The following is a 24,330-nucleotide window of genomic DNA, read 5'->3' as shown; positions in this document are numbered from 1 at the left end:
CAGATACAATGAAAGTAGAAAAAAATAAAATAGTCTTTTCCATCGTGCTGGTATGCATACTGCTTTTTATAGGTGGTTATGCAATGTTAGTATTAGGAGAAGACGAAGAACCGACCATAGAGAACAATCAAATTCCCGTACCGAAACTGGAAGACGACCAAAAGGAATACGATTCCAAATTGGATGCCTTAAACGATTTAAAGGAAGTGAGGGAGACCAATGCACCAAGTATTTATGATGAACGGCTGTTGGATTCCACAGGCGTGTATGACCCTGATTTATTGGACAAGAAAAAAATGCAGATGGTAGATAGCATCTACCAGCAAGGACAGATTCGATATTCAGATAGAACGTTTGAAAATATCAATCCCAGATACAAACCATCAAAACCATCTATTAAGAAGGAAAAAGACACAACGGATGCCATTGTAGAAAAAGAAACGAATGTCGAAGCCAAAGAACGTGCTTTGGAGCATCAACTCTTTTTTGCCTCGCATCCCATTGAAAATGATGATTTGAACTCAAAGAACACCGATGAATTTATATATGTTCGGGTTGATGGCACACAGACGGTTAAAACTAATTATCGTTTACAAATGCGGTTGCTAAAGGACGCTACCGTTTACGGACAACGCTATTCCAAAAACACGCCCATTTACGGATTTGTCGATTTTAAACCCAATCGCACAATCATAGACATTGAGAACATCAATCATCAGCCAGTAAAATTGAAAGCCTATGACTTTCAAGATGATAGCGAAGGCATTTATATCGAAAACAGTTTTAGAGCCGAAGTTACCAATGAAATCGTTGGAGATATGGTGGACGACATCAACATTACCGGTGTTCCACAAGTAAGCGGTTTCAAGAAAATTTTCCAACGCAACCATAAAAACGTAAAGGTTACAATAACCGACAATTACAAACTCATTTTAAGGCTTCCTAAAACCAAATATCAAGGTAAGCCAATAATGGGCAATTACTAAACTTATTATTATGAAGACATATGTCACATTACTACTATTTATTTGTACAATGTCAATAGTTGCACAACAACCCCTCGATACCATTTATGCCAACGACAAGAAAAATGTCGCCCTATTTTTTCCCAATCCAATACGACAGGGAATTACCGGAGCTTCCCATTTTGTATTCACCTATAATCGTGAAAAAGAGCAGTATTTTGGATTGTTACAGGCGAAGCCTGGAACTGAAAGCAACCTTTTGACCGTTACAAGTGATGGTAGCGTTTATTCTTATATTCTGAAGTATTCTGAAAAACTTCCAGAACTGAATTATTTTATCAACGAAAATGAAAGCATTGGTAGCGAGCTTCCAATAAAGATTAAGCAGAAGCCCGAAGTTAAAGCGTTGAACGAATACACAAATAGAATAACCCATTTTCAAAAATTCAGCGAGTATTTATTAAAATCCAACTTTGAGAGTATTGAAACCAAACGCAAAAAAGGCATCAAAGTACAATTGCAAAAAATGGCATACGATGCTTCTGAAGTGTATTTGGTCATTGAAGTTAAAAACAAGTCCGGAATCGATTTTGAAATCGACTATCTCAACGTATATAGAACCAACGGAAACAAAAAACGTAAAGCCTCTTATCAAAGATTGCAGCAAGAAGTGATATACAAACACAAAATGCCATATTCCATTACTGATGGAGAAAGTCAATGCTTTGTGTATGTAGTTCCAAAGTTTGTTTTAGGAGACAACGAAAAGTTAATGCTGGAGCTGAAGGAGCTAAAAGGGAGCAGGAAAATGATTTTGGAAACCAAAATTTAAGAGGTGTTTATCACCTCTTTTTTTATGATTAAAAAAGTACCTTTGTTATAAATATAACAAATCTATTGACAACTAAAATTAGAATGAATAACGAACAAACCGCAATACGAACAACTTATTTCAGCATAATTGGGAATACTGCTTTAGCCTTAATTAAAGGACTTGCGGGATTTTTTGGAAATTCTTATGCTTTAATTGCAGATGCGATTGAATCGACAACGGATATTTTTGCTTCATTTTTAGTTTTATTAGGTTTTAAATATGCAAAACGACCAGCGGACGAAAATCATCCCTATGGACACGGTAAAATTGAGCCATTAATTACCTTTGGAGTTGTTACATTCCTTGTTGTTTCTGCCACAATAATCGCCTATGAAAGTATTCAAAACATTCAAACACCTCATAAAATCCCGAAATCTTGGACTTTGATTGTGCTAGGTCTAATAATAGCTTGGAAAGAAATCTCATTTCAAATTGTAATTAAAAAAAGTAAACAAACAAATAGTTCATCATTAAAAGCAGATGCTTGGCATCATAGAAGTGATGCCGTAACTTCGGTAATGGCCTTTATCGGTATTTCGATAGCAATCATATATGGAAAAGGTTATGAAACAGCAGATGATTGGGCTGCATTATTCGCTTCAGCGTTTATTTTATATAATAGTTATTTAATATTACGTCCAGCTTTAGGAGAAGTTATGGACGAACAACTTTATGACGAACTGATAATTGAAATTAGAGAAAAATCAACAGAAGTTCAAGGTGTTTTAGGAACAGAGAAATGTTTTATTAGAAAATCCGGAATGAAATTCCACGTGGATTTACACGCAATTGTGAATAGTGAAATTTCGGTAAAATCTGGTCACGACATTGCTCATAAGTTAAAAGACCATTTACGAAAAGAAATACCGAATTTAGGACACGTACTAATTCATATTGAACCGAATTAATAAAAATAAATATATCAATAAAAATTGTCTATTCTGATGACCGAAGAAAAATTTAATAATCTTTCCTATCCGTTTTAAAACCAATTCGTTCCCTGTTTTGCTGGTCAATCTGCACTTTGTCTTTTTGCAATAAATAATTCAATGCCTGATGAATGTCCTTAAATTTGATATTCATTTCTTTTTCAAGTTGGGCTATATGTTCTTTAAGGTTGCTATAATCTGTAAGATGCTGCCGTAACGCTACAAATGCACGCATAATAGATATATTTACGTCAATGGCCTTGTCGCTGTTAAGTACGCTGGAAAGCATTGCTACACCTTGTTCAGTAAAGGCAAAAGGAGCAGTCGGGCTAAATTTGATATTCTCTGGAAGGTTATCACAATTTGTGATAACCTCTTTCCACTCGTCCTTTGAAAGCTGAAACATAAAATCATCTGGAAAACGTTTAAGGTTACGTCTAACGGCTTGTTTAAGCACTCTGGTTTCTACTTCATAAAGTTCTGCGAGGTCAAAATCAAGAATTACTTTGTTTCCTTGAATATTATGGATTTTATTTTTTATTATAGATAATTCCATTGTATTTTTAATTAAGTGGGGATTATGAATTTTGAGAAACCACTTTAGAGATAGATTCATTTTCTATCTCATTGAATTGGTACCTTAATTTTTGCATATCATCACTCACTTTGCGTTCAATGACCTTTGCATAAATTTGGGTAGTGGATATTCGGGAGTGACCTAACAATTTTGAAACCGTCTCTATGGGCATCCCGTTACTCAATGTTACCGTTGTAGCAAACGTATGTCTGGCAATGTGGAAAGTAAGGTTCTTCTTAATACCGCAGACATCCGCAATTTCCTTTAAATAAGAGTTTAGTTTTTGATTTGAGATTTTAGGAAATATACTTCCTTGTGATATTGATTTACGGTTGCTCTTGTATTTTTCAACAATTTGCATCGCTTTTGGTAACAAAGGTATTCTTATAGGCTTTGTCGTCTTTTCTCGTTTGTAATAAATCCAAAGTTCGCCATCGATGCCAATACAGATATTATCCGCAGTTAAATGAATGACATCAATATAGCTTAAACTGGTATAGCAACTAAAAACAAACAAATCCTTAACCAATTCCAATCTGTGAATGCTAAATTGTTTGTTTTCTATCTCTTGAAGTTCTTCGAGGCTTAAAAAGCCTCTTTCATTTTTAATGAATTTAGCTTTGAAATTGATAAAAGGGTCGCGTTCTATCCAGCCCAACTTATGTGATAGATTTATCAGTTTCCTAAACCGTTCTATGTGCTTCATCACGGTATTATTGCCCATTGGTTTTTGATGGTCTTCGGGTACATAACCTCGAAGATATTTCTCGAATTTTATGATAAAGTGATAATCGAGTTCCCGTAAGTAAAGGTCTGTGGTCTTATAGAATTTCGATAAAAATTTTGAGATATAACTTTGTGTAGTGTAGTAATTTTTTTGTGTTCCCCACTTTAATTTGTTTACCATATCTTCATTATGGTAATTGATAATATCAGTAATGGAACGATTATTTTCGTCATTACCAAAGTATCGAGCCTTAACAACTTGTGCAGTAATCAATTTATGCTCGTTCATTAAATCGCGATAACATTTAAAAAGATGATTGTAAGTTTCATCCAAATAACTGTTCAAGATTCTTGATTTTTGGTTAGTTCCACGAGCCCTGTTTTTATGGACATCCCAATCAGAAACTAAAACTTTTCGTTTTAAACTGATGGTAGCCCGTTTACCATTTACCGTAATTCTTGCGTAAATTGATGCTTGGTCATTTTTTGCCCTGGAGAAGTCCGCCCAGAACAAAATACTGAAGGTGGAAGATGTTTTCATTATTTCGTCTTTTAGTTAACAATAATTCGTTGTTATCAGACGAAAGTCAAATCACTTATAAAGATACATTTATTTATCGATTAGCAGACAGTTAGCTACAAATCTGGTCAACACTTTTTGATTTTTCAAATTGTTATCCGATTTGTTGACGTTTTTAATCAAAACATATCAATTCTTATGATATTCTTAAAAACAGAAAAACCTGTAAATCATACGATTAACAGGTTTTTGTTATAGATTGATACTATAATTTGTCGGGGTGGCAGGATTCGAACCTGCGACCTCCGCGTCCCAAACGCGGCGCGATAACCGGGCTACGCTACACCCCGAAAATTATATTCATGAAGAAAGAAAAGCGGAGAGACAGGGATTCGAACCCTGGCAACACTTACGCGTTGACAGATTAGCAATCTGCTCCATTACCACTCTGGCACCTCTCCTTTATTCTCTTATATCATTATGAACATACAACTTTGAAATTGCGGTTGCAAATGTAGTAGTTCAATTAGATTAAAACAACTATTTTCATGAATATTTTTACCGCTTTTAAATAGCGTCCTAACAACCAATGAAATACTATTCTGGATATTCTATTCTCAGGTGATATATATTGGTCAATTTACGCTTCAACACCTTTTTTATCTGCTCTATTTCCTTAAAAGTAATGTTAGCATTCAGGAACTGTCCCTCTTCAATTTGTTTACTTATGATCTTCTCAACAAAGGAACTGATCATAGTAAAAGTAGGGTTTTTTAAACTCTTTGAAGCTGCCTCTACAGAATCCGCCATCATCAAGATTGCCGTTTCTTTTGAAAATGGGATCGGCCCTGGATATTGAAAATCTGCATTGTCGACATTTTCATCTAAATTCATCGCCTGTTTATAAAAATAATACACCAGTGAAGTCCCGTGATGCGTTCTTATAAAATCGATTACTCTATCAGGAATATTATTCTTTTTAGCCATCTCAATTCCTTCTATAACATGGGCGATAATAATTCTGGAACTTTCTTCTGCAGAAAGCTCATTATGCGGATTTACACTCGTAGTTTGATTTTCAGTAAAATAGGCAGGATTGTTCATCTTCCCAATATCATGATACAAAGCGCCCACACGAACTAACATGGAATTTGCTCCAATTTCATTTGCTGCCGCTTCAGCCAAATTAGCCACCTGTAACGAATGATGAAAGGTCCCTGGGGCTTTATCCGACAATTCCTTTAATAATTTAGCATTGGTATCGGAGAGCTCTAAAAGAGACACATCAGAAACTAAAGAGAATAGCTTTTCGTAAATATAGATCAATGGGAATGCTGCCAGGGTTGCCAAACCATTTAATATAAATAGTCCAAAGTTCACCCAATCCATATTGTTGAAGTTCCCTTCATGAATTACGTAAAACGCGAAATAAGCAATGATGTAGACCAAAGTGATCTGCCCTACCGAAATAAAGAGATTCGCCCGCTTATGTAGTTCGGAGATCGTCTGAATGGTTACGATACCCGCTATTGTTTGCAAAAACACATACTCAAAACTATTGGGTACAATAAAACCTAATATCAGCACCGTTAAAACATGAGTAAACAACCCCAACCTTGGGTCGAAAAACGCCTTTAGAATCAAAGGCATTATACACATAGGCACCACATACACATAGTGCGAATTAAACTTGACAACCGTAGTGGTCAAGAAAATCATCACCAGAACATTAAAGAAAATAAAAGTGACCTTGTTATTATTGACAAAGACCTCGGGTCTGTATTTTTTCAAAAACAATAGTAGCATAAGCAGGGTAAGCCCCACTAGGATGATGTAGCCCAACAGGATCCAATTGTAATTGTTCTCATTCCACAATTTGGATTGGTACTCCTTCTGTAGGGAGTACAATATGGTATACTTCTCCCCTTCTACTACTTCTCCTTTAGCTACAATACGCTTGCCCTTACCAACACTACCTCTAGTAGTGGTTACCTTAGCCAACTCTCGTTCTAAGGTCATTTTTGTCAAACCCTCATCGTAAATGACATTTGGTTGAATGATATCAAAATATAGGCTCTTCAGCAATTCATCTTCACCCTGAAGATTCCTTTCGGTTAAAAAACCAGAAATCATTCTATCCAGTTGATTGAGCTTAACCAAGCTTCCGTAGAGAATGGCTTGTTCTTGATTACCCCGAACCACATTGACCAGAACATCACCCTTGTATTGATCCGTGTTTTGAACCACACCTTTTTCATAGATGCGGTTTAACAACTCCAATCCATTAGAGTATATCTTTTTTCGGGTTGCATTACTAAATTCCTCAGTGGTAAAATAGGTGTTGAATTTCTCCTCATAACCATTATATACCAAATCCCGAATAGCAGTATCATATTTAAAATAATCCGGATGATTGGCTTTTATTTCGTCTTTGTTTTGCTTTATTTCCTCATCCGTTTTGTGAATTGCAAAATCAAAAGGAGCATACAAGGTTTCATATTGCCATAGCTTCCCCTTGTGGAAGTCGTATTTAAACTTCCCACCTTTGGGAAACATATACACCACCAAGGCTGTGGTCAAAATAAAGAGAAAACCTTTGTAAATAAGGGATTGATTTTTATAAAGATTATCCAAGAATTTCTTCATTCGAATTGCTATTATTATTCAAATGTAACAAAAATTAGCCTCCTCATTAGCATTTAATTAAAATCAACTTCCTATGATTATCTTTTTAAATTATTTAAATTCGCAACAACAAAATAGTGTATCATGAATAAAGTAGTCATAGTTTCCGCTGCCAGAACCCCAATCGGAAGTTTTCTAGGAAAACTCTCTTCCATTCCCGCTCCTAAATTGGGCGCCTTTGCCATAAAGGGTGCTTTAGAGAAAATAGCGTTAGATCCGAATGTGGTTGAAGAGGTTCTTATGGGTAATGTTGTCCAAGCAGGAGAAGGACAAGCTCCCGCTCGACAAGCCGCACTTTACGCCGGTATTCCAAATACAGTTCCTTGCACTACAGTCAACAAAGTTTGTGCCAGTGGAATGAAAGCTGTGATGCAAGCTGCTCAAGCTATTGCCTTAGGAGACGCTTCCATCATTGTAGCTGGAGGAATGGAAAATATGAGTATGATTCCACATTATGTACACATGAGAACTGGAACGAAATTCGGACCTGCCCAAATGATTGACGGACTTCAAAAAGACGGTCTTGTAGATGCGTATGATCAAAATGCCATGGGCGTTTGTGCAGATGACTGTGCCGCAGAATACAACTTCTCAAGAGAGGATCAAGATGCCTATGCCATTGAATCCTATAAGCGTTCAGCAAAGGCTTGGGAACAAGGCAAGTTCGAGCAAGAAGTCATTCCTGTGGAAGTTCCACAACGCAAAGGAGACCCACTTATCATCTCCGAAGATGAAGAATTTAAAAATGTAAAATTAGATAGAATCCCAAGCTTAAGAGCCGCATTTACCAAAGACGGAACAGTAACCGCAGCCAATGCATCCACCATCAACGACGGTGCCGCAGCAGTAGTATTAATGAGCGAGGATAAAGCAAAAGAAATGGGAATAACACCTTTAGCCACTATACTAAGCTACGCGGATGCTGCCGGGGAACCAAATTGGTTTACTACCGCCCCGGCGAAAGCCTTACCAAAAGCCCTAGCCAAAACAAATCTAAAAGTAGAGGATATCGATTTCTTTGAGTTCAACGAGGCCTTCTCTGTTGTAGCGCTTGCAAATATGAAAATATTAAACATTGCCAACACCAAGGTGAATGTCAATGGAGGTGCTGTTGCACTCGGACATCCACTTGGTTGTTCCGGAGTGAGGATCCTTATTACATTAATGAGCGTATTGGACCAAAATAATGCTAAATACGGAGCAGCTGCTATATGTAATGGTGGTGGCGGAGCTTCAGCAATGGTCTTAGAAAGAAATTAATTACCCCTACAAATAACTAGTAAATGCAATATGGAATTTGTCATTTGAGTATCATTCCTTTACGCAATGAACCATTACATACCTCAGAACTCTGCTCTCAGGTACTATATGGAGATCATTTCAAAGTATTAGAAAAAAGAAAGCATTGGAGCAAAATACGATTGGCATACGATAATTTTGAAGGATGGCTTGAGAACAATCAATATAAATTCATTGATCAACCCATCTACCAAAGTATCCAAAAACAAAAACCAAAACTATCGGGTGACCTGGTAGAGTTCATCTACGATGATAACCACAACCTATTACCTATCACATTAGGCAGCAACATCAATGCCGTTACCTATCTCTTTGGAAATTTTGACGGCGAAACTATAGAAGGAAAACAACCAAAAGCCAATATTGTTAACACGGCATTGAATTACATTAATGCACCTTTTTTATGGGGTGGGAAAACACCTTTTGGAATCGATAGCTCAGGCCTTACCCAGATGGTCTATAAACTCAATGGCTATTCCCTTTTAAGAACAGCCACGCAACAATCCACCCAAGGTGAAGCCCTTAGCTTTATAGAAGAAAGTGAAGCAGGAGATCTCGCCTTCTTTGATGATGACCAGGGAAATATTGTTCATGTTGGCATTATGATGCCGGACAACTATATCATTCACGCCTATGGAAAGGTGAGAATAGACAGGATTGACCATACCGGAATTTTTAATACCGATACAAGAAGTCATTCTCACAAATTGCGAGTGATTAAAAAAATCATATAAGTGAAGTGGTATACTAATAAGCCTTGATTTTTAAATTAATTTGACATGTTAGCATTACAACAGTATTTTGTAAATTACTACCTAAATTAAGCACCATGTCATTTTACATTAACCGCAGACACTTTATAAAATCTACCCTAGCAACCACACTTTATGCAACTTATGGTGCTTACGGACAACATTTGATGCACCCTTCAAAAAAATTAAGAGTCGGACTCATAGGCACGGGTTGGTACGGAAAAAGCGACCTCTTTAGACTCATCCAGGTTACCGATGTTGAAGTAGTCGCCTTGTGTGATGTCGATAAGAACCAGCTGTCACAGGCCGCCAGCCTGGTTATGCAAAAAAATAAGCAATCTAAGTCCCCTGTCCTATTTACGGACTACAGAAAGCTACTTGCCTCCATAGAGATGGATATTGTTCTTATTGGTACTCCAGATCATTGGCACGCACTTAATACCATAGATTCCCTTCGAGCTGGATGCCATGTCTATGTCCAAAAACCGACAAGTGTGGATGTATTGGAGGGGGAAGCCATGGTTCACGCAGCCAGGAAATACAACAAAGTGGTCCAAGTGGGAACCCAGCGAAGAAGCACACCCCATCTAGTGGAAGCCAAGAAAAACATCATAGACACAGGACTGTTAGGAAAAATCGGCCATGTGGACATGTGCTGTTACTATCATATGCGTGCCAATGGGGAGCGAACAATTCAAGAGATTCCAAATTACTTCGATTATGATATGTGGTCGGGACCGGCTCCAAAGCTCCCTTTTAAAGGCCTACCTCACAAACGTTGGTGGAGAACCCGTATGGAATACAGCAATGGTATCATGGGGGATATGTGTGTCCACATGCTAGATGCTGTGCGCTGGATGTTGGATCTTAAATGGCCTAAACGTATACAATCTCAGGGAGGCATTTATGTTCAAAAGGGAGGCTTTTCCAATATTGCTGACAGCCAAACTGCTATTTTTGAATACGAAGATTTCAATTGCGTCTGGAACCATCGCACTTGGGGTACACCAACCGACCCTGAATACCCTTGGGCACTTTTTATTTATGGTGAAAACGGCGTCTTAAAGGCCAGTGTCATGAAATATGAATTTATCTCAACGGACGGAAAGACCCATATCACAAAAGATGTGACCTATGAAAGAGAACAATATCCTGAGGATCTTCAAGAAAAGGATATTGAACTGCACACTGCACCTGCAACCCGATATCATATGATGGACTTTCTAAAAGCCATCGACCAAGGAAGTAAACCAATCGCAGATGTCGAACAAGGGCATATATCTACTGCAAGTTGTATTATCGCGAATCTCGCAATGGAACTTGATCGGCCACTTATTTACGATCCCAACAAGCGTTTATTTACAGATGACAACCAAGCTAATACTTTGTTATCCAGACCCTATAGAGCCCCTTGGGAGCATCCCAATCCATTAGATTATTTATAAAAATATAACCCCTGAAGCACAGAACTCCAGGGGCTACTCAACCAATTAGACTTATGTAAACTATTTTTAGTCTACGGAATATAAGGTCTTAAACAGATCCTCATATACTTGTTGGTTTCCATTCTCAAATGGAACCATGAAAAACTCGTATTTGTATTCTCGATCAGGTTGAAGTTGATATTCTTTCTGTGGCTTGGCACCCCAGCTATTATCCCCGGCAACCCCTCTTTGATCGTAATCAATATTGAGTTGAATCAAATCTCGTTCTACAATATCGTTGATGTGTTTACTGATATTCACCTCTGGCATTCCGTCACTGTAATTATCATCCTTATGCTGAACCTTTTCCTCCTCCTCAGAGGTGTTGTAATCCAGTCCGGGAGTGGCATCAAAGTCCTCATTAAGCATGTGCAGTGCACTCATACTTAAATTCCTATCATTATTCACAGAAGAAACAATAAGCAAACCGTCCTTTTGATCATTTTCAAAGGCAGCCCAACGCATTTGCGTTTTATAACCATTCTCCTGAGGTCTTACATAAGGAACATACTGATCACTCACATTAGCGCTGTAAAGCCCTACAAAGGCAGAGTGGTTTCTGTCAATGTAATTTTCCCATGGCCCACGACCGTAGTACTGCATTTGGCTGTACTGTTTTTCAAGTTGCATTTTCATACCTACTCTCGGTATATCAGCTTTATAAACAGAAGCATGAAGAGTGTTTTGAACCTGAACCATTCCATTTCCAAAAATGGTGTAAACCGATTCAAAAGTAGTCTCAACCCCAGGAAGGAAATAAACAACGTTTACCACATAGCCACCTATATTGTTTTTCGAAACTTCCAAAGATTTCAGTTCTTGTTGAAGAGAAGCCCTTTTCCACTCTATATTATTACGATGCATTCCATTTCCAAAATCATTATCCGTCGGAGCTCTCCAGAAGTTAGGGCTCAACCCATTTCCGTTTTTTATAAGCTCCTTATCTTGGTATTTATAAGAGATAATTTGTCCTTTGGATTTATCAAAAACAAGCTCAAAGACTTCATTAGAAAACTGAAGCTGTTGTTTGGTTTGTGTTTTTTGAATCTTTTCAGAATTCCGCAAAGGCGTCTTAGTCCATTGTACTTTTTGACTTAATAGCAATTGCTCATGAGCCAGCTCCGTATCTTTTTCTAAAATGCCCCAAGGGTTTTTAAGCCTCAAGGATAATTCTAAGTAATATTCAGTGTTCTCTTCGAATGTTACACCATCCAAGGAATAGCGTATAAGTTTTCCAGTATGAGGAACAATATCTAAATCATCAAAAGCAGTCTCCTTAATTATTTTTCCGTTTGCCTTAAGCATTCCAATGATTCTAAACCTTTCGAGATTTATAAAATCATAATTGTTTTCAATATGAACGCGAACCTGATTGTCTCTATTGATTCCCATAAAACTCATATTGACAAATTCGTGAGCTTTTTTCACCTCGTGCAATGCGGGTTGTGGCGTTCTATCCGGAAACACTATACCATTATTTAAGAAGCTATTATCCGTGGGCATATTTTCGCCAAAATCTCCACCATAAGCATAGAAATGTTCACCTTTCTCGTTGGTCTTCCAGATAGCCTGGTCCACCCAATCCCATATGAACCCACCTTGAAGATGGTCGTGCTTTTCAATAATATCCCAATAGTCCTGGAAGTTTCCGGTACTATTTCCCATGGAGTGTGCATATTCAGAAGGAATAAAAGGACGATCTGTTTTACGAGCACCAATTGCTTCAAAGGTTCTCGGTGAAGGATATTGAGGCACAATGATGTCCGTATTAGTATCCATATCGTAAAGATTTCCATCGACATCCTTATAAGCACGTTCGTACTGCACAGGTCGTTTTTGTGGATCTAAAGCTTTGATAGCATCGTAAGAAGCAAAGAAGTTTACACCATTTCCGGCCTCATTACCCATGGACCAGATAATGACAGAAGGGTGGTTTTTATCCCTGGCTACCATTCTGAGCATACGATCCATATGTGCTTTCTCCCACAATGGTTTTTTAGCAAGAGAGTGCTCTCCGTAATACATCCCGTGTGATTCAATATTTGCCTCATCTACCACGTACAATCCGTAGATATCACAAAGCTCATAGAACATGTCCGGTTGCGGGTAATGGCTCAATCGCACGGCGTTGATATTATTAGCCTTCCAAAGTTGGATATCTCTTAAGATTTGTTCCCGACTTATGACATGGCCTGTTTCAGGGTTGTGCTCCTGAGTATTAACGCCTTTTAATGTAATAATTTGTCCATTGACTTTTAACAATCCATTTTCGATCTCCACGGTTCTAAAACCAACGCGATTGGGAAGGCTTTCTAAAACAGCTTTCTTATCGCTGGTTTGAACAACAACGGTATATAAATTTGGAGTCTCAGCAGTCCAAGGTTTTACATCAGCTAAAACAGCCTCAAAGTTCACCTTCTGAGCTTCATTTGCCCCAAGGCTTAACTTTTTACTCCCACTTTGAACAACAGTTCCATCAGTATCGATAATTTCGTAACTAAGGTTTAGTTTGCGTTTTTTAGATTCGTGGTTTTGCAAGGTAGTTGTCAAGGCAAATACACCGTCTTCATTTGCCCCATCCAGGGTAGCAACGATTTCTAAATCTTTGACTCTGGTATTGGGTTGCTTGTAGAGATAAACACTTCGCTCTATTCCACTAATTCTCCAAAAGTCTTGACATTCTAAATAGGAACCATCTGTCCATCTAAAGATTTGAAGGGCGATATTATTTTTTCCCGGTTTGAGATATTGTTGGATATTGAACTCGGCAGGTAATTTACTTCCTTGAGAATAACCGACATACTGCCCGTTGATCCAAACAAAGCCACCAGATTTCATTGCACCTATATGTAAAAACACAGACTGTCCATCCCAAGTAGGATCAAGGGTGAATTCTTTAAAGTAAGAACCTACCGGATTATAGTCATGTGGTACTTGCCCTGGGTTCGCCGGGTATATTCTGTCCACAAATTTGATATCCTTGGAGACCGGAGCTTTATAATCTGCAAATTCATATTGATGATTCACATAGATAGGAACACCAAATCCCTCTACTTCCCAGTTCCCTGGTACCGCTATAGACTCCCACTGCTCAATCTGAGCGGTTTGGGTCATAAAATCTAGAGGACGATCAGTAGGTTTACGAGTCCAATTAAATTTCCAGGTTCCGTCAAGTATAAGGTAATTATCCGAGGCTCTCCAATTTCCTTCCAAGGCTTCCGATTTGGAATTATAACTGTAGAAGGTAGCGTGCGCGTCTTCTTTGTTCTCTGATATCACTTGGGGATTTTCGATATAATGTTCAAGTGGATTTGGCAATCCCTGTCCAATCCCACTGTAGGCCATGATTAAAAAGCCTAGAAGCATGAATTTATTTTGAATCATTTGTTGTTATTGTATTAGGATTATTTATGATTTATGCTACGCAATCTATTTATCTTCAGGAATTGAAATTTCAAACTTTTTAATTTCAGCCCTCTGATGCTGTTGGTTGTAAATCGCATATGCCTTTTCAATAATATCCGGGTGTTGACTAGCCACATCATTGGACTCAGAAGGGTCTGTCTTTAGATTGAATACAGCACATTTGACCGGTGTTTTCTCATCGAGTAGATGTGTCCAAACCACCTTCCAATCTCCCATTCGAATTGCAATTTTACCACCTGCTTCGTGGAATTCCCAATACAAGAATTCACGATCGAGATCTTGTGGTTTAGAGAGCAAAGTATTTGCGATGGAAATTCCGTCACTAGCTAAAGGCTTTTGATAGCCTGCAAAATCAGCAAAGGTTGGTAGGAGATCCCAATAGGCCGCTTTTATGGGACTTGTACTACCTTTGGCAATGGTACCCGGCCAATAGGCAATAAGCGGGGTTCGAATTCCTCCTTCATACAGATCGCGTTTCACTCCCCTAAGACCTGCAGTACTATTAAAAAAAGCCACATCCTCCATAGTTCTTCCACCTTCGATATGAGTGCCATTATCGCTAGTGAAAATAACTAAGGTATTTTGTTCAAGTCCCTTGTCTTTTAATTTTTCTAACAATCTTCCCAGATATGCATCAACACTGCTCACCATGGCTGCATAGGCTGCTTTTGGATACTCCTGTCCACCATAATGTCTTCCCTGGGGCCAGGCTTTCTCCGGTGTAAAAATACTATTCCCGTGCTGATCCAAATAAAGTTCTAAAAACTCATCCGGCACTCTTAATTCTGCATGGGGAACGGTATACGACATAAAAAGGAAAAAAGGGTGATCACTACTTTGACGATCTATAAATTCAATCCCTTTTTGGTTGAATATTTCATTGGCATACACCTCACTTTCTATGGCACTCTTTTGAACCTCACCCCCCTTTATGGACCAAAGTGAATCTGGATTTTGGAAATGGGCATCTACGTGATGAAGATGTCCGGTGAATTCATCCCAGCCTTTTTTCTCAGGGGAACCTGATGTCCCTTCAAGTCCCAATCCCCACTTCCCAAACATAGCAGTATGATATCCTTGTGATTTAAGAATTTGAGCTATAGTGGTATCAGAAGGTTTCAATGGAAATTCTCCATTACCCCTAATGGTCAAATGACCAGTATGCATTCCTGTCATTAGACTTGCCCTAGATGGAGCGCAAACAGTACTACCGGAGTAAAAGTTAGTAAACAACATCCCTTGCTCGGCCATACGGTCAAGATTAGGAGTCTGTATATACTCCTGCCCGTAACTACCCAAATCACCAATACCCATATCATCTGCCAGAACAAATACGATGTTTGGCTTTTGAACAGGCTCTGATATCCCATCAGATGTGGTCTTCACTTCTTTACACGAAGACTGAACGAAGAGCATTAAAATACTGGTAAATATGGCAATACGCTGCATAGGAATTAGATTTAAGTATAGTGTTAAATTTAAGAAAGTTAGCCCTTTCGAGCTAACTTCTTAAATAAAAATGCTTTGTTTTAATATCCTTTGGCCTCTTGGGCATCCTTTAGATTAGGATTTCTATCCACAGCTGTTTGTGGGTAAGGAAGTCTGATGTATTTAGGATCATATCTTCTCTCCTGAGCCAAATCACCATCGATACTATAAATTGAAGTCATCACCTCTTGGCTGATTCCCCAACGACGAATGTCATCCCATCTTAATCCTTCTCCTGCAAGTTCAATTCTTCGCTCATTGCGAATCAGTGATCTTAACGCATCTTTTGAAGCTACGGCAGCACGATCTATCGCCGGCATCCCGGCTCTAAGGCGAATAGCATCTAAGGCATCATATATTTCGCCTGAAGGTCCAGAGGCTTCATTTTTAGCCTCTGCATAGGTAAGTAATACCTCAGCATAACGGATAACCGGGAAGTTTTGTGGTCCCTTATATTGTCCGCTTTGTGCGCTCTCACTTGGATCAACCATTTTGCGATAGTTATAACCGGTTTTTGAGATGTTACTACCTCCTTTATTCCATGAAAATTCGAAGCCGTCTTGTAAATCATTCCACATTGCTCCCGGGAATAAAATGGAGGCATACAATCTGGTATCTCTATTTTTAAATTCCTCCAAATACGCTGCAGAATAATCACCATTATTATAAGCGGCAGCTCTACTTTCTTTAGAAGGCTCGACAAAATCTTCACCTTCAATAGTCCAATACGAGTCAACTAAAGACTGTACAGGGGTTACTGAACTCCATCCACCTCCGGCATTATCCGCAAGGTAAATTGTATTAATTCCACTAGAATATTCATAAGCACTCTCCGGCATGTATTCTACTTCCATAATCACTTCTACATTCCCCTCATTGGCTTCCCAGAATAGTTTTTGGTAACTAGCCAAACCAAGATAGAATTTCTGCTCTTCTTCGGCGGTTTCAAAATCTACAAAAGCAGCATAATCATCAGCTAAATCTGCAGCACTTAAGCTACTTACTTTGAAAAGCTCGTAACCAAGCCCCATAACCTGCTGTGCTGCTGAAGCAGCTTCTGCAAACTGGTTATTAAATAAATGAATTCTTGATTTTAAAGCCAAAGCAGCAGCTTTAGACACTCTACTCTTAAATACATTTTCAACAGGTAAATTTCCTATAACAGCATCAAGTTCACTGATCACAAAATCCATCACTTCAGATTCTGCTGTAGGCGCAATTGCCACATCTTCTCCGTTGATAAAGAAATTCTTAATTAAAGGAACTGCACCAAATTTCTTAGCCATGTTAAAATACGTCCAAGCACGCAACACACGAACTTCGCTTGTATACTGTTTTTTGACATCTTCACTTACTGGTGCCTTGTCAATATTATCCAGGAAATAATTGAATCTACGAATCCCGGCATAGTCATAACCATCATTCATATTGGCATCGATGGTTCCTGCACTGATAATAGTTGCATTACTTTCCCATGGGTATTGCCCATAGGAGTTATCAGCATAAGCATCGTTATAAGCATCATAAACACTAGCGCCTACATAAGCATAGCATCCATTAAGGGCCAATTCCACGTCACTTTCAGATTTCCAGAACGTTTCACTGGAAATTTGATCCTGTGGTGCACGGTCTAAGAAATCATCGCTACAACTTGCTCCCACTAGAGCAAGTGATATTATTATATATTTTTTAATCTGTTTCATCAGTCTGCGTTGTTTCTAATTAAAAATTAACATTAAGTCCAAATGAATACACCTTCATTACTGGGTAGCTTCCTCTTGAAGAAGGCATCTCAGGATCAAAATCATCCATTCTAGAATCACTTCTGGTTGTGAAAAGGTTACTTCCAGAAACATAGAATCTAAGTTTGTTAATTCCGAACTTCTGAGTTACATCAGAAGGAAGTGTATACCCTAGAACTAGGTTCTTAATTCTAAAGTAAGAGGCGTTATACAACCAGAATGAAGACAAACGTTGGTTGTGTGCATTTTCACCACTAGGTAAAAGTCGAGGATATACCGCAGCAGGATTAGGATTATCTATAGTCCAGCGACCAAGATGGTAATCTTTAGCTCCTGAGCCGTTAAAGAATGCTTGTGAAGCCTCACTATCTAAATACACCAATACATCCGTTACTCCCTGGCCTTGAATATTAAAATCAAAGCCTTTATAAGAAGCGTTGAAATTTAAACCATAGGTAAAATAAGGAACGTCATTACCAACGATAGCCCTGTCATCTCCGTTAATCACGCCATCATTGTTTAAATCTTTGTATCTGATATCTCCGGCAGAAGTAGCTACATCTTGCACAGCATGAGCTTCTACCTCAGCTTGATTTGCAAAAAGACCATCAGCTTCGTACATGTAGAAAGCTCCGATAGATTCTCCTACCCTATTGATCCAATAGCTGTTAATCTGGTCATCCATACCGTGTAAATCTTCGATCTTATTCCATATTTTGGAGAAGTTTCCAGAGAAGGAATATTTAAAATCTTGAATTTCACCGCGATAAGACAACATGAATTCTATCCCTTTATTAGACACACTACCAGCGTTAGAAGGGATTCCATCCCCTGCTCCTAACTCTAGTGGTTGTGGGATATTTAGTAAAATATCTTTGGTTTGTTTGTCAAAAACATCCAACTGAATATTTAAGGCATTTTTAAACAATCCCGCATCCAATCCAAAGTTTGTCATTTGAACGGTTTCCCACGTCAACCCAGGATTTGCTTGTTTGTTGGGCCATACACCATCTACTCTGGAATCACCCATAACTGTAGCTGTACCGGTACCTAAGGCATCATAATAGTCATAATACCCCACGTTATTTACGTTACCTAGTTCACCCCAAGAGGCTCTAAGTTTTAAATTGCTAAGCCAATTTACAGAATCCATGAAAGACTCTTGAGAAATCCTCCAAGCTGCAGAGAAAGATGGAAATACTCCAGAACGATTCTTACTGTTAAAACGAGAAGACATATCATGTCGAACGTTAGCCTCTAATAAATACTTTCCGTCATAGCTGTAGTTAATACGACCAAACTCAGACATAAAAGCTTCCTCTTCCAATAAACCAGCATTCCCTAAGTTTTCAGCTGAATTGGAACCACCATTAATACTTCCTAATTGATTGGAAGGAAAAGATTTTCTAGAAGCCTCCAGGTATTCATAATCAGAATCCTCATACTGAACCCCGGCCATAGCTTTTAGATAATGCTTTCCAAAGTCTTTTTCATAGGTTGCAAATGCTTGCAACATCAAGGTATTACTACGATCCCAACGAGAGGTTAGTTGATTAGGTGTCTTACGCGTAGAATTAATAGCCTCTTTGGTTAGAAAGTTAGTTATAGGATCCACCTCGTTATCAAAAGTATTTTGTTGGTGGTTATAAGATTTATAGGAACCTATTCCGCGAATACTCAAATCATCAGTAATCTTATAACTAGCATTAAGTGCCCCTATAAAGGTCTCACGTTGTTTAGACTGCCAACCGTACTCTGCGATTCTTCTCAGTGGATTATTTTCAGCAAGTACGCTACTGACTTTTCCGCCGGTTATACTACCCCAACTTCCATCAGAATGTCTCGCAACAGTAAGTGGTGTCATACGGTTAAGGTCAGTGGTAGAAAACGCACCGGCGCGGTCGATATCTTCACGAACAAATGAAATATTAGTTCCAACAGTAAGGCGATCGCCAAAATCTCTTTCTGTATTGGCACGGAAGCTATATCTATCAAGCTCCGACCCGGGAATCAAAGAACTTTGATCGAAAAAGGTACCACTCACAAAATAACGGGTATCACCGCCACCGGAAACACTAATATTGTGTTCTGTCATCGGTGCAGAATTACGATATACCAAATCGTACCAATCATTATCAGGGTACAAATCAGGTTGTGAACCATTTTTTATGATTGCCATTTCTTCAGGAGAATAAACAGCTGATTTACCAGCGTTCATATTAGCTTCATTGAGCAAAGTAGCGTAATCATATGAACCTAGTTTATTAGGCAAGTTTGTAGGGGCTTGCACACCGTAATACGTGTTATAACTAATGGCTGCTTTGCCATCTTTTCCTTTTTTGGTGGTAACTAAAAGCACACCATATGCTGCTCTTGAACCGTATATCGCAGATGCCGCAGCATCCTTCAAAACACTGATACTAGCAACATCCGAAGGGTTGATACGTTGAAAATCCGAAGCACTTACCGGAATTCCGTCCACTACAAATAAAGGATTAGAACTCCCTAAGTTCCCACGCCCCCTAACATTGATAGATCCCATATCACTACCCACGTTACCAGGACGAGAAATCACGGTCAGCCCAGGACTAACACCCTGCAAGGCATTGGTCAAAGAGGTTGTAGCTTTCCCCTCAATTTCCTCAGTTTTAATTTGATTTACAGACCCGGTCAAGTTTTCCTTTTTCTGAGTTCCATAACCCACAACAACAACCTCGTCCAATTCAGAAGCTGCAATACTTAATTGTACATTCACTACAGTTTCAGATCCTACAACAACTTGTTGTTCCTTATACCCAATATAGGAAAAGATTAATACCTCACCAGTTTTAGCTTCAACGGCATAATTTCCATCAAAATCTGTCACAACCCCTCGGGTTGTATTTTGCACCGTAACATTCGCACCAGGAATTGGGATCCCGGTTTCTTGATCAGTAACTACACCACTTATTGTTTGATCCTGTCCAAAAGACATCCAAGCAAAAAACAAGCAGATTACTAATGTCAAACTATTTTTCATAAAGTTTAAGCTTATTAAATTAAATAGATTTAGAAAACAAAATTTGTTTCATTTAGCGGATAAAAGTATAAAATACTTCTATTAAACAAAATAATATAGTCTTAAAATTTTCATTTAATAATAAATATACAAGAGTAAAGTAAGATTTTGAAATTCAAATGAAACATAAAGTAAGTTAAGTTAATTTCGTTTAACTATTTTACATAAAAGACTAACAAAATTTCCAATATTAACATAAAAAATTATTAAGATCATTAAAAAGAAACAACAAGAAAGAAAAGTTCGCAATTACAATGCTAAAAATTAACTAAAATGCGGCGTAATTATTTCGCCTTCACTTAGACGGAATTGCACTTCAATTGTGAAGAAAAAGTCCAAAATCCATCTATTTCCAAAAAAATTGTTTTTAGAAATATTTATAATGCGCTCCACCCTGATCCCATTGCATTTGAGGCTATTTTTACTACTGAATTCCAGGTGTAAATCACCACAAGTTCTAAGGTTTGTGTTTTCTATTTTTACAGATTAATAAACTGTAAATCAATGTATTAATATAATATTTTAAAAACTGTTGATAAAATGTTGAGAACATAAATCAAGGGCTATGGTTTTGTGCGTAAATTATTCTGACCTTTACATTATTCGTTTTGAAATCAATTTTTTTATCCATTCAGTTATGACAATTACCCGCATTATTAAGAGGGATTTTACTCAAAAACCCTTCGAACTCAACAAAATAAGCAAGGCGATCCTCAAGGCCATGGAAGCCATTGGTCATGGACAGGAAGAGGATGCAAATCGCATAGCCGAGAGTGTAAATCAGGCGTTGCTAGACAGAAGTCAGCAACATCATGATTATATCCCCACAGTAGAAGAAGTTCAGGATGTGGTGGAAGAAAAATTAATGGCAAGTGAATTTCACGATGTTGCCAAGGCATATATAATATATAGGAATAAACAGGCGCAGGGTAGAAAAAGTAATATCTTCGAGAAGCGTGTAAATTTGAAACCCTATGAGTACCCGCAACTTTACGAATATGTTCCAGCGATACGTCATTCATATTGGATACACACTGAATTTAATTTTACAAGTGATATACAGGATTTCAAATCAAATTTAACACCTGTAGAACAAAGTGTCATCAAAAACACTATGTTGGCCATCTCACAAATCGAGGTTGCCGTTAAGTCATTCTGGGGTGACATCTATCACAGAATGCCTAAACCAGAGATTGGATCCGTAGGAGCAACCTTTGCAGAAAGCGAAGTAAGACACCACGATGCTTATTCTCACCTATTAGAAATTCTAGGGTTGAATAAGGAATTTGAAGAGCTTAAGAAAAAGCCTGTCATCATGAGAAGAGTTCAGTATTTAGAATCAGCTCTTAAAAATTCAAAAAGTGAAGACAGCAAACAATACACAGAGTCAATTTTATTGTTCTCTCTTTTTATAGAGCATGTTTCTCTATTCTCACAATTTTTGATTATCATGGCCTTCAATAAGCATAAGAATATGCTTAAAGGGATTTCAAACGTAGTGGAAGCTACTTCTAAGGAAGAACAAATCCACGGAGACTTTGGTATTGACATCATTAATATTATCAAAGAAGAACATCCTGAATGGTTCGACAAATCATACGAACTACTTATTCAGCAATTATGTGAAGACGCCTTCACCGCTGAAAGTAAAATTGTGGATTGGATATTCGAAGACGGAGAACTGGATTTCTTAGCAAAAGATGTTGTTAATGAATTCATCAAAAATCGTTTCAACAAATCCCTAGCAAGTATAGGTATCAAAGAAGTTTTTGAAGTTGACGAAAAATTATTGGCAGAAACAGAATGGTTTGACGACGAAATCATCGGCACTAAGCACGGTGACTTCTTCGTAAAACGATCTATCAATTATAGCAAAAGAACACAAAGTATAACCAGTGACGATTTATTTTAGTATATGGAAAAGAAAACACTCAATCATCAGCCCCAAACCGAAACTTTAGACAATAACGCACAACAATTGATCGATGCACGTAAAGGCTTTTTAGCCGGTACGTCAAAGACAAGTGATGAAGGTTTTAAGTGGCTGAATGAACACAGCCAACAATTCTTGGCTTCCGGTTATTTGACCGAGGGTGTTACTCCAAAAGCTAGGATACGAGAAATAGCAAATCGCGCCGAACAAATTCTAAAAATAGACGGCTACGCAGATAAGTTCTATAACTATATGTCCGAAGGTTTCTTTTCCTTGGCCTCTCCAGTTTGGTCAAATTTCGGAAAAGAAAGAGGGCTTCCAATTAGCTGTTTTGGATCTCATATCGATGATGATATGGGGAACATTCTATACACTCAATCTGAGGTGGGGATGATGTCCAAACTTGGAGGTGGAACCTCCGGCTACTTTGGTAAAATAAGACATCGCGGTGCTCCTGTTAAGAATAACGGAGAGGCTTCCGGTGCTGTTCATATCATGCAATTATTTGAATCAATGGTAGACGTGGTAAGCCAAGGATCGGTACGTAGAGGCCGTTTCTCACCTTACTTACCTATCGACCACAAGGATATTAAGGAGTTTCTTGAAATAGGAACTGAAGGAAATCCAATTCAACAATTGACTCATGGAGTTACCGTGAGCAATCAGTGGATGGAAGATATGATTGGAGGTGATGTTGAAAAGAGAACGCTCTGGGCTAAAGTATTACAAAGCCGTGCGGAAATGGGATATCCGTATATCTTCTTCTCAGACAACGCCAATAATGGTAGTGTAGATGCTTATAAGGATAAAAACCACCGCATCTATGCCAGCAACCTTTGTACAGAAATCATGTTGCCATCTAATGATAACTGGTCTTTCGTATGTGTCCTATCCAGTGTTAATGTGTTGCATTACGACAAATGGAAAGATACAGACGCGGTAGAAACCATGATTTACTTCTTGGATGCTGTGATCTCCGAGTTTATTGAAAAACTGGAAGTATACAAAGATTCTGAAGACAGAGAAGATCGTCAAACTTTCCTGTTTATGGAAAGAGCTTATAATTTTGCTAAAGAAAACCGTGCGTTAGGATTAGGTGTATTAGGATGGCATTCACTTTTACAATCCAGAATGTTACCTTTTAACTCACAAAAAGCATTTGACCTCAACCACGAAATCTTTAAAACCATACAAGATCGCTCTTATAAAGCATCAAAAGAACTGGCAGAGAAATTTGGTGAGCCGGCAGTATTAAAAGGTTACGGAAGACGTAACGCCACTTTAAACGCTATCGCTCCTACAACTTCATCTGCTTTTATCTTAGGACAAGTATCACAAGGAATTGAGCCAATTTGGTCCAATATCTATGTAAAAGATATCGCTAAAATCAAAACTACCATTAAAAATCCATTCTTGGAAGAATTGTTAGAGTCTAAAGGACAAAACGACATCGAAGTATGGAGAAGTATCAGAGATATGGATGGTTCTGTTCAACATTTAGATTTCTTAAGCGAACTAGAAAAAGAAGTGTTTAAAACCTATTCTGAAATTGATCAGTTGGATGTTATATATCAAGCTGCCGGACGTCAACCATTTATTGACCAAGGCCAGTCTGTAAATATCATTGTACATCCGGAGATGCCTGTGAAACAGATCAACAACATTCACGTCACTGCGTGGAAACTAGGACTAAAATCCCTGTACTATCAACACAGTATGAATGCGGCTCAGAAATTTAAACAGAAAAAAGAATGTGCGAGCTGTGAAGCATAGCCGAAACTTAATACGGTTAATTACAATGCAGCAATTTTGCTGATTAACGCTGTTTTAAATTTGATTTAAATTTTTCAGGAGCCTTTAGTACTCAATTTA

15 protein-coding genes and 2 tRNA genes are annotated in these 24,330 nt (G+C 38.1%); 8 read left to right on the top strand and 9 right to left on the bottom strand.

All coding sequences use genetic code 11. The annotated features are described in order from the left end of the window. Positions 1-8 precede the first annotated feature (8 nt). The 3 genes from traM to ACN0TV_RS13870 all read left to right on the top strand — a co-directional run bounded on the left by traM (position 9) and on the right by ACN0TV_RS13870 (position 2,747). Entirely contained in the window at positions 9-986 is a 978-nt protein-coding gene (traM, locus tag ACN0TV_RS13880; protein ID WP_417363517.1) for a conjugative transposon protein TraM, read from the top strand. A gap of 10 nt (positions 987-996) precedes the next feature. Further along, a complete protein-coding gene (locus tag ACN0TV_RS13875) occupies positions 997-1,797 on the top strand; it encodes a DUF4138 domain-containing protein (protein WP_417363516.1) in 801 nt (266 codons plus the stop codon). Positions 1,798-1,880: 83 nt separating this feature from the next. Next, positions 1,881-2,747, top strand: a complete 867-nt coding sequence (locus ACN0TV_RS13870; protein ID WP_336070101.1) for a cation diffusion facilitator family transporter — start codon at positions 1,881-1,883, stop codon at positions 2,745-2,747. 52 nt (positions 2,748-2,799) lie between these two features. Here ACN0TV_RS13870 and ACN0TV_RS13865 read toward each other — a convergent pair whose 3' ends face one another. The 5 genes from ACN0TV_RS13865 to ACN0TV_RS13845 form a co-directional block, all read right to left on the bottom strand. Further along, on the bottom strand, positions 2,800-3,324 hold the full coding sequence (locus ACN0TV_RS13865; RefSeq protein ID WP_417363515.1) for an ORF6N domain-containing protein: 525 nt from the start codon (positions 3,322-3,324) through the stop codon (positions 2,800-2,802). Positions 3,325-3,346: 22 nt separating this feature from the next. Next, positions 3,347-4,612: a site-specific integrase gene (locus ACN0TV_RS13860; protein ID WP_417363514.1), complete on the bottom strand. Its 1,266-nt coding sequence runs from the start codon at positions 4,610-4,612 to the stop codon at positions 3,347-3,349. Positions 4,613-4,866: 254 nt separating this feature from the next. After that, positions 4,867-4,941, bottom strand: a tRNA-Pro gene (locus ACN0TV_RS13855). A 27-nt stretch (positions 4,942-4,968) separates the two neighbouring features. Then, positions 4,969-5,052, bottom strand: a tRNA-Ser gene (locus ACN0TV_RS13850). A 136-nt stretch (positions 5,053-5,188) separates the two neighbouring features. Continuing rightward, on the bottom strand, positions 5,189-7,237 hold the full coding sequence (locus ACN0TV_RS13845; protein WP_417363513.1) for an HD family phosphohydrolase: 2,049 nt from the start codon (positions 7,235-7,237) through the stop codon (positions 5,189-5,191). 123 nt (positions 7,238-7,360) lie between these two features. On the opposite strand from ACN0TV_RS13845, the gene ACN0TV_RS13840 reads away from it, so the two are divergent. The 3 genes from ACN0TV_RS13840 to ACN0TV_RS13830 all read left to right on the top strand — a co-directional run bounded on the left by ACN0TV_RS13840 (position 7,361) and on the right by ACN0TV_RS13830 (position 10,772). Continuing rightward, positions 7,361-8,536 (top strand): acetyl-CoA C-acyltransferase, encoded by a 1,176-nt coding sequence (locus ACN0TV_RS13840; RefSeq protein ID WP_417363512.1) that lies wholly within the window; start codon positions 7,361-7,363, stop codon positions 8,534-8,536. A 23-nt stretch (positions 8,537-8,559) separates the two neighbouring features. Next, the gene (locus tag ACN0TV_RS13835) at positions 8,560-9,309 is read left to right on the top strand and encodes an NlpC/P60 family protein (RefSeq protein ID WP_417363511.1); all 750 of its coding nucleotides are present in this window, start codon (positions 8,560-8,562) and stop codon (positions 9,307-9,309) included. Positions 9,310-9,404: 95 nt separating this feature from the next. Beyond that, positions 9,405-10,772 (top strand): Gfo/Idh/MocA family protein, encoded by a 1,368-nt coding sequence (locus tag ACN0TV_RS13830; RefSeq protein ID WP_417363510.1) that lies wholly within the window; start codon positions 9,405-9,407, stop codon positions 10,770-10,772. Positions 10,773-10,838: 66 nt separating this feature from the next. Here ACN0TV_RS13830 and ACN0TV_RS13825 read toward each other — a convergent pair whose 3' ends face one another. From ACN0TV_RS13825 to ACN0TV_RS13810, 4 genes are all read right to left on the bottom strand, one after another. Then, on the bottom strand, positions 10,839-14,195 hold the full coding sequence (locus tag ACN0TV_RS13825; protein ID WP_417363509.1) for a glycoside hydrolase family 2 TIM barrel-domain containing protein: 3,357 nt from the start codon (positions 14,193-14,195) through the stop codon (positions 10,839-10,841). A gap of 45 nt (positions 14,196-14,240) precedes the next feature. Further along, positions 14,241-15,686, bottom strand: a complete 1,446-nt coding sequence (locus ACN0TV_RS13820; protein WP_417363508.1) for an arylsulfatase — start codon at positions 15,684-15,686, stop codon at positions 14,241-14,243. An 80-nt stretch (positions 15,687-15,766) separates the two neighbouring features. Further along, the gene (locus ACN0TV_RS13815) at positions 15,767-17,428 is read right to left on the bottom strand and encodes a RagB/SusD family nutrient uptake outer membrane protein (protein WP_417363507.1); all 1,662 of its coding nucleotides are present in this window, start codon (positions 17,426-17,428) and stop codon (positions 15,767-15,769) included. Positions 17,429-17,447: 19 nt separating this feature from the next. Further along, on the bottom strand, positions 17,448-20,486 hold the full coding sequence (locus tag ACN0TV_RS13810) for a SusC/RagA family TonB-linked outer membrane protein (protein ID WP_417363506.1): 3,039 nt from the start codon (positions 20,484-20,486) through the stop codon (positions 17,448-17,450). Between the two features lie 676 nt (positions 20,487-21,162). Here ACN0TV_RS13810 and ACN0TV_RS13805 point away from each other — a divergent pair. After that, a complete protein-coding gene (locus ACN0TV_RS13805) occupies positions 21,163-22,437 on the top strand; it encodes a ribonucleotide-diphosphate reductase subunit beta (protein WP_417363505.1) in 1,275 nt (424 codons plus the stop codon). Positions 22,438-22,440: 3 nt separating this feature from the next. Next, positions 22,441-24,231 carry a ribonucleoside-diphosphate reductase subunit alpha gene (locus ACN0TV_RS13800; protein WP_417363504.1) on the top strand — a complete coding sequence of 597 codons (1,791 nt, stop codon included), beginning with the start codon at positions 22,441-22,443 and terminating at the stop codon, positions 24,229-24,231. The last annotated feature ends 99 nt before the right edge of the window (positions 24,232-24,330 follow it).

The organism is Galbibacter sp. (assembly GCF_048266365.1).
Taxonomy (GTDB): domain Bacteria; phylum Bacteroidota; class Bacteroidia; order Flavobacteriales; family Flavobacteriaceae; genus Galbibacter.
Note: the sequence above shows the minus strand (reverse complement) of the source record. Positions and strands in the feature narration are given on the sequence as shown.

Coding starts and splice junctions, on each gene's coding strand:
- traM (WP_417363517.1), top strand. CDS start 9: ATGAAAGTAGAAAAAAATAAAATAGTCTTTTCCATCGTGCTGGTATGC.
- ACN0TV_RS13875 (WP_417363516.1), top strand. CDS start 997: ATGAAGACATATGTCACATTACTACTATTTATTTGTACAATGTCAATA.
- ACN0TV_RS13870 (WP_336070101.1), top strand. CDS start 1,881: ATGAATAACGAACAAACCGCAATACGAACAACTTATTTCAGCATAATT.
- ACN0TV_RS13865 (WP_417363515.1), bottom strand. CDS start 3,324: ATGGAATTATCTATAATAAAAAATAAAATCCATAATATTCAAGGAAAC.
- ACN0TV_RS13860 (WP_417363514.1), bottom strand. CDS start 4,612: ATGAAAACATCTTCCACCTTCAGTATTTTGTTCTGGGCGGACTTCTCC.
- ACN0TV_RS13845 (WP_417363513.1), bottom strand. CDS start 7,237: ATGAAGAAATTCTTGGATAATCTTTATAAAAATCAATCCCTTATTTAC.
- ACN0TV_RS13840 (WP_417363512.1), top strand. CDS start 7,361: ATGAATAAAGTAGTCATAGTTTCCGCTGCCAGAACCCCAATCGGAAGT.
- ACN0TV_RS13835 (WP_417363511.1), top strand. CDS start 8,560: ATGCAATATGGAATTTGTCATTTGAGTATCATTCCTTTACGCAATGAA.
- ACN0TV_RS13830 (WP_417363510.1), top strand. CDS start 9,405: ATGTCATTTTACATTAACCGCAGACACTTTATAAAATCTACCCTAGCA.
- ACN0TV_RS13825 (WP_417363509.1), bottom strand. CDS start 14,195: ATGATTCAAAATAAATTCATGCTTCTAGGCTTTTTAATCATGGCCTAC.
- ACN0TV_RS13820 (WP_417363508.1), bottom strand. CDS start 15,686: ATGCAGCGTATTGCCATATTTACCAGTATTTTAATGCTCTTCGTTCAG.
- ACN0TV_RS13815 (WP_417363507.1), bottom strand. CDS start 17,428: ATGAAACAGATTAAAAAATATATAATAATATCACTTGCTCTAGTGGGA.
- ACN0TV_RS13810 (WP_417363506.1), bottom strand. CDS start 20,486: ATGAAAAATAGTTTGACATTAGTAATCTGCTTGTTTTTTGCTTGGATG.
- ACN0TV_RS13805 (WP_417363505.1), top strand. CDS start 21,163: ATGACAATTACCCGCATTATTAAGAGGGATTTTACTCAAAAACCCTTC.
- ACN0TV_RS13800 (WP_417363504.1), top strand. CDS start 22,441: ATGGAAAAGAAAACACTCAATCATCAGCCCCAAACCGAAACTTTAGAC.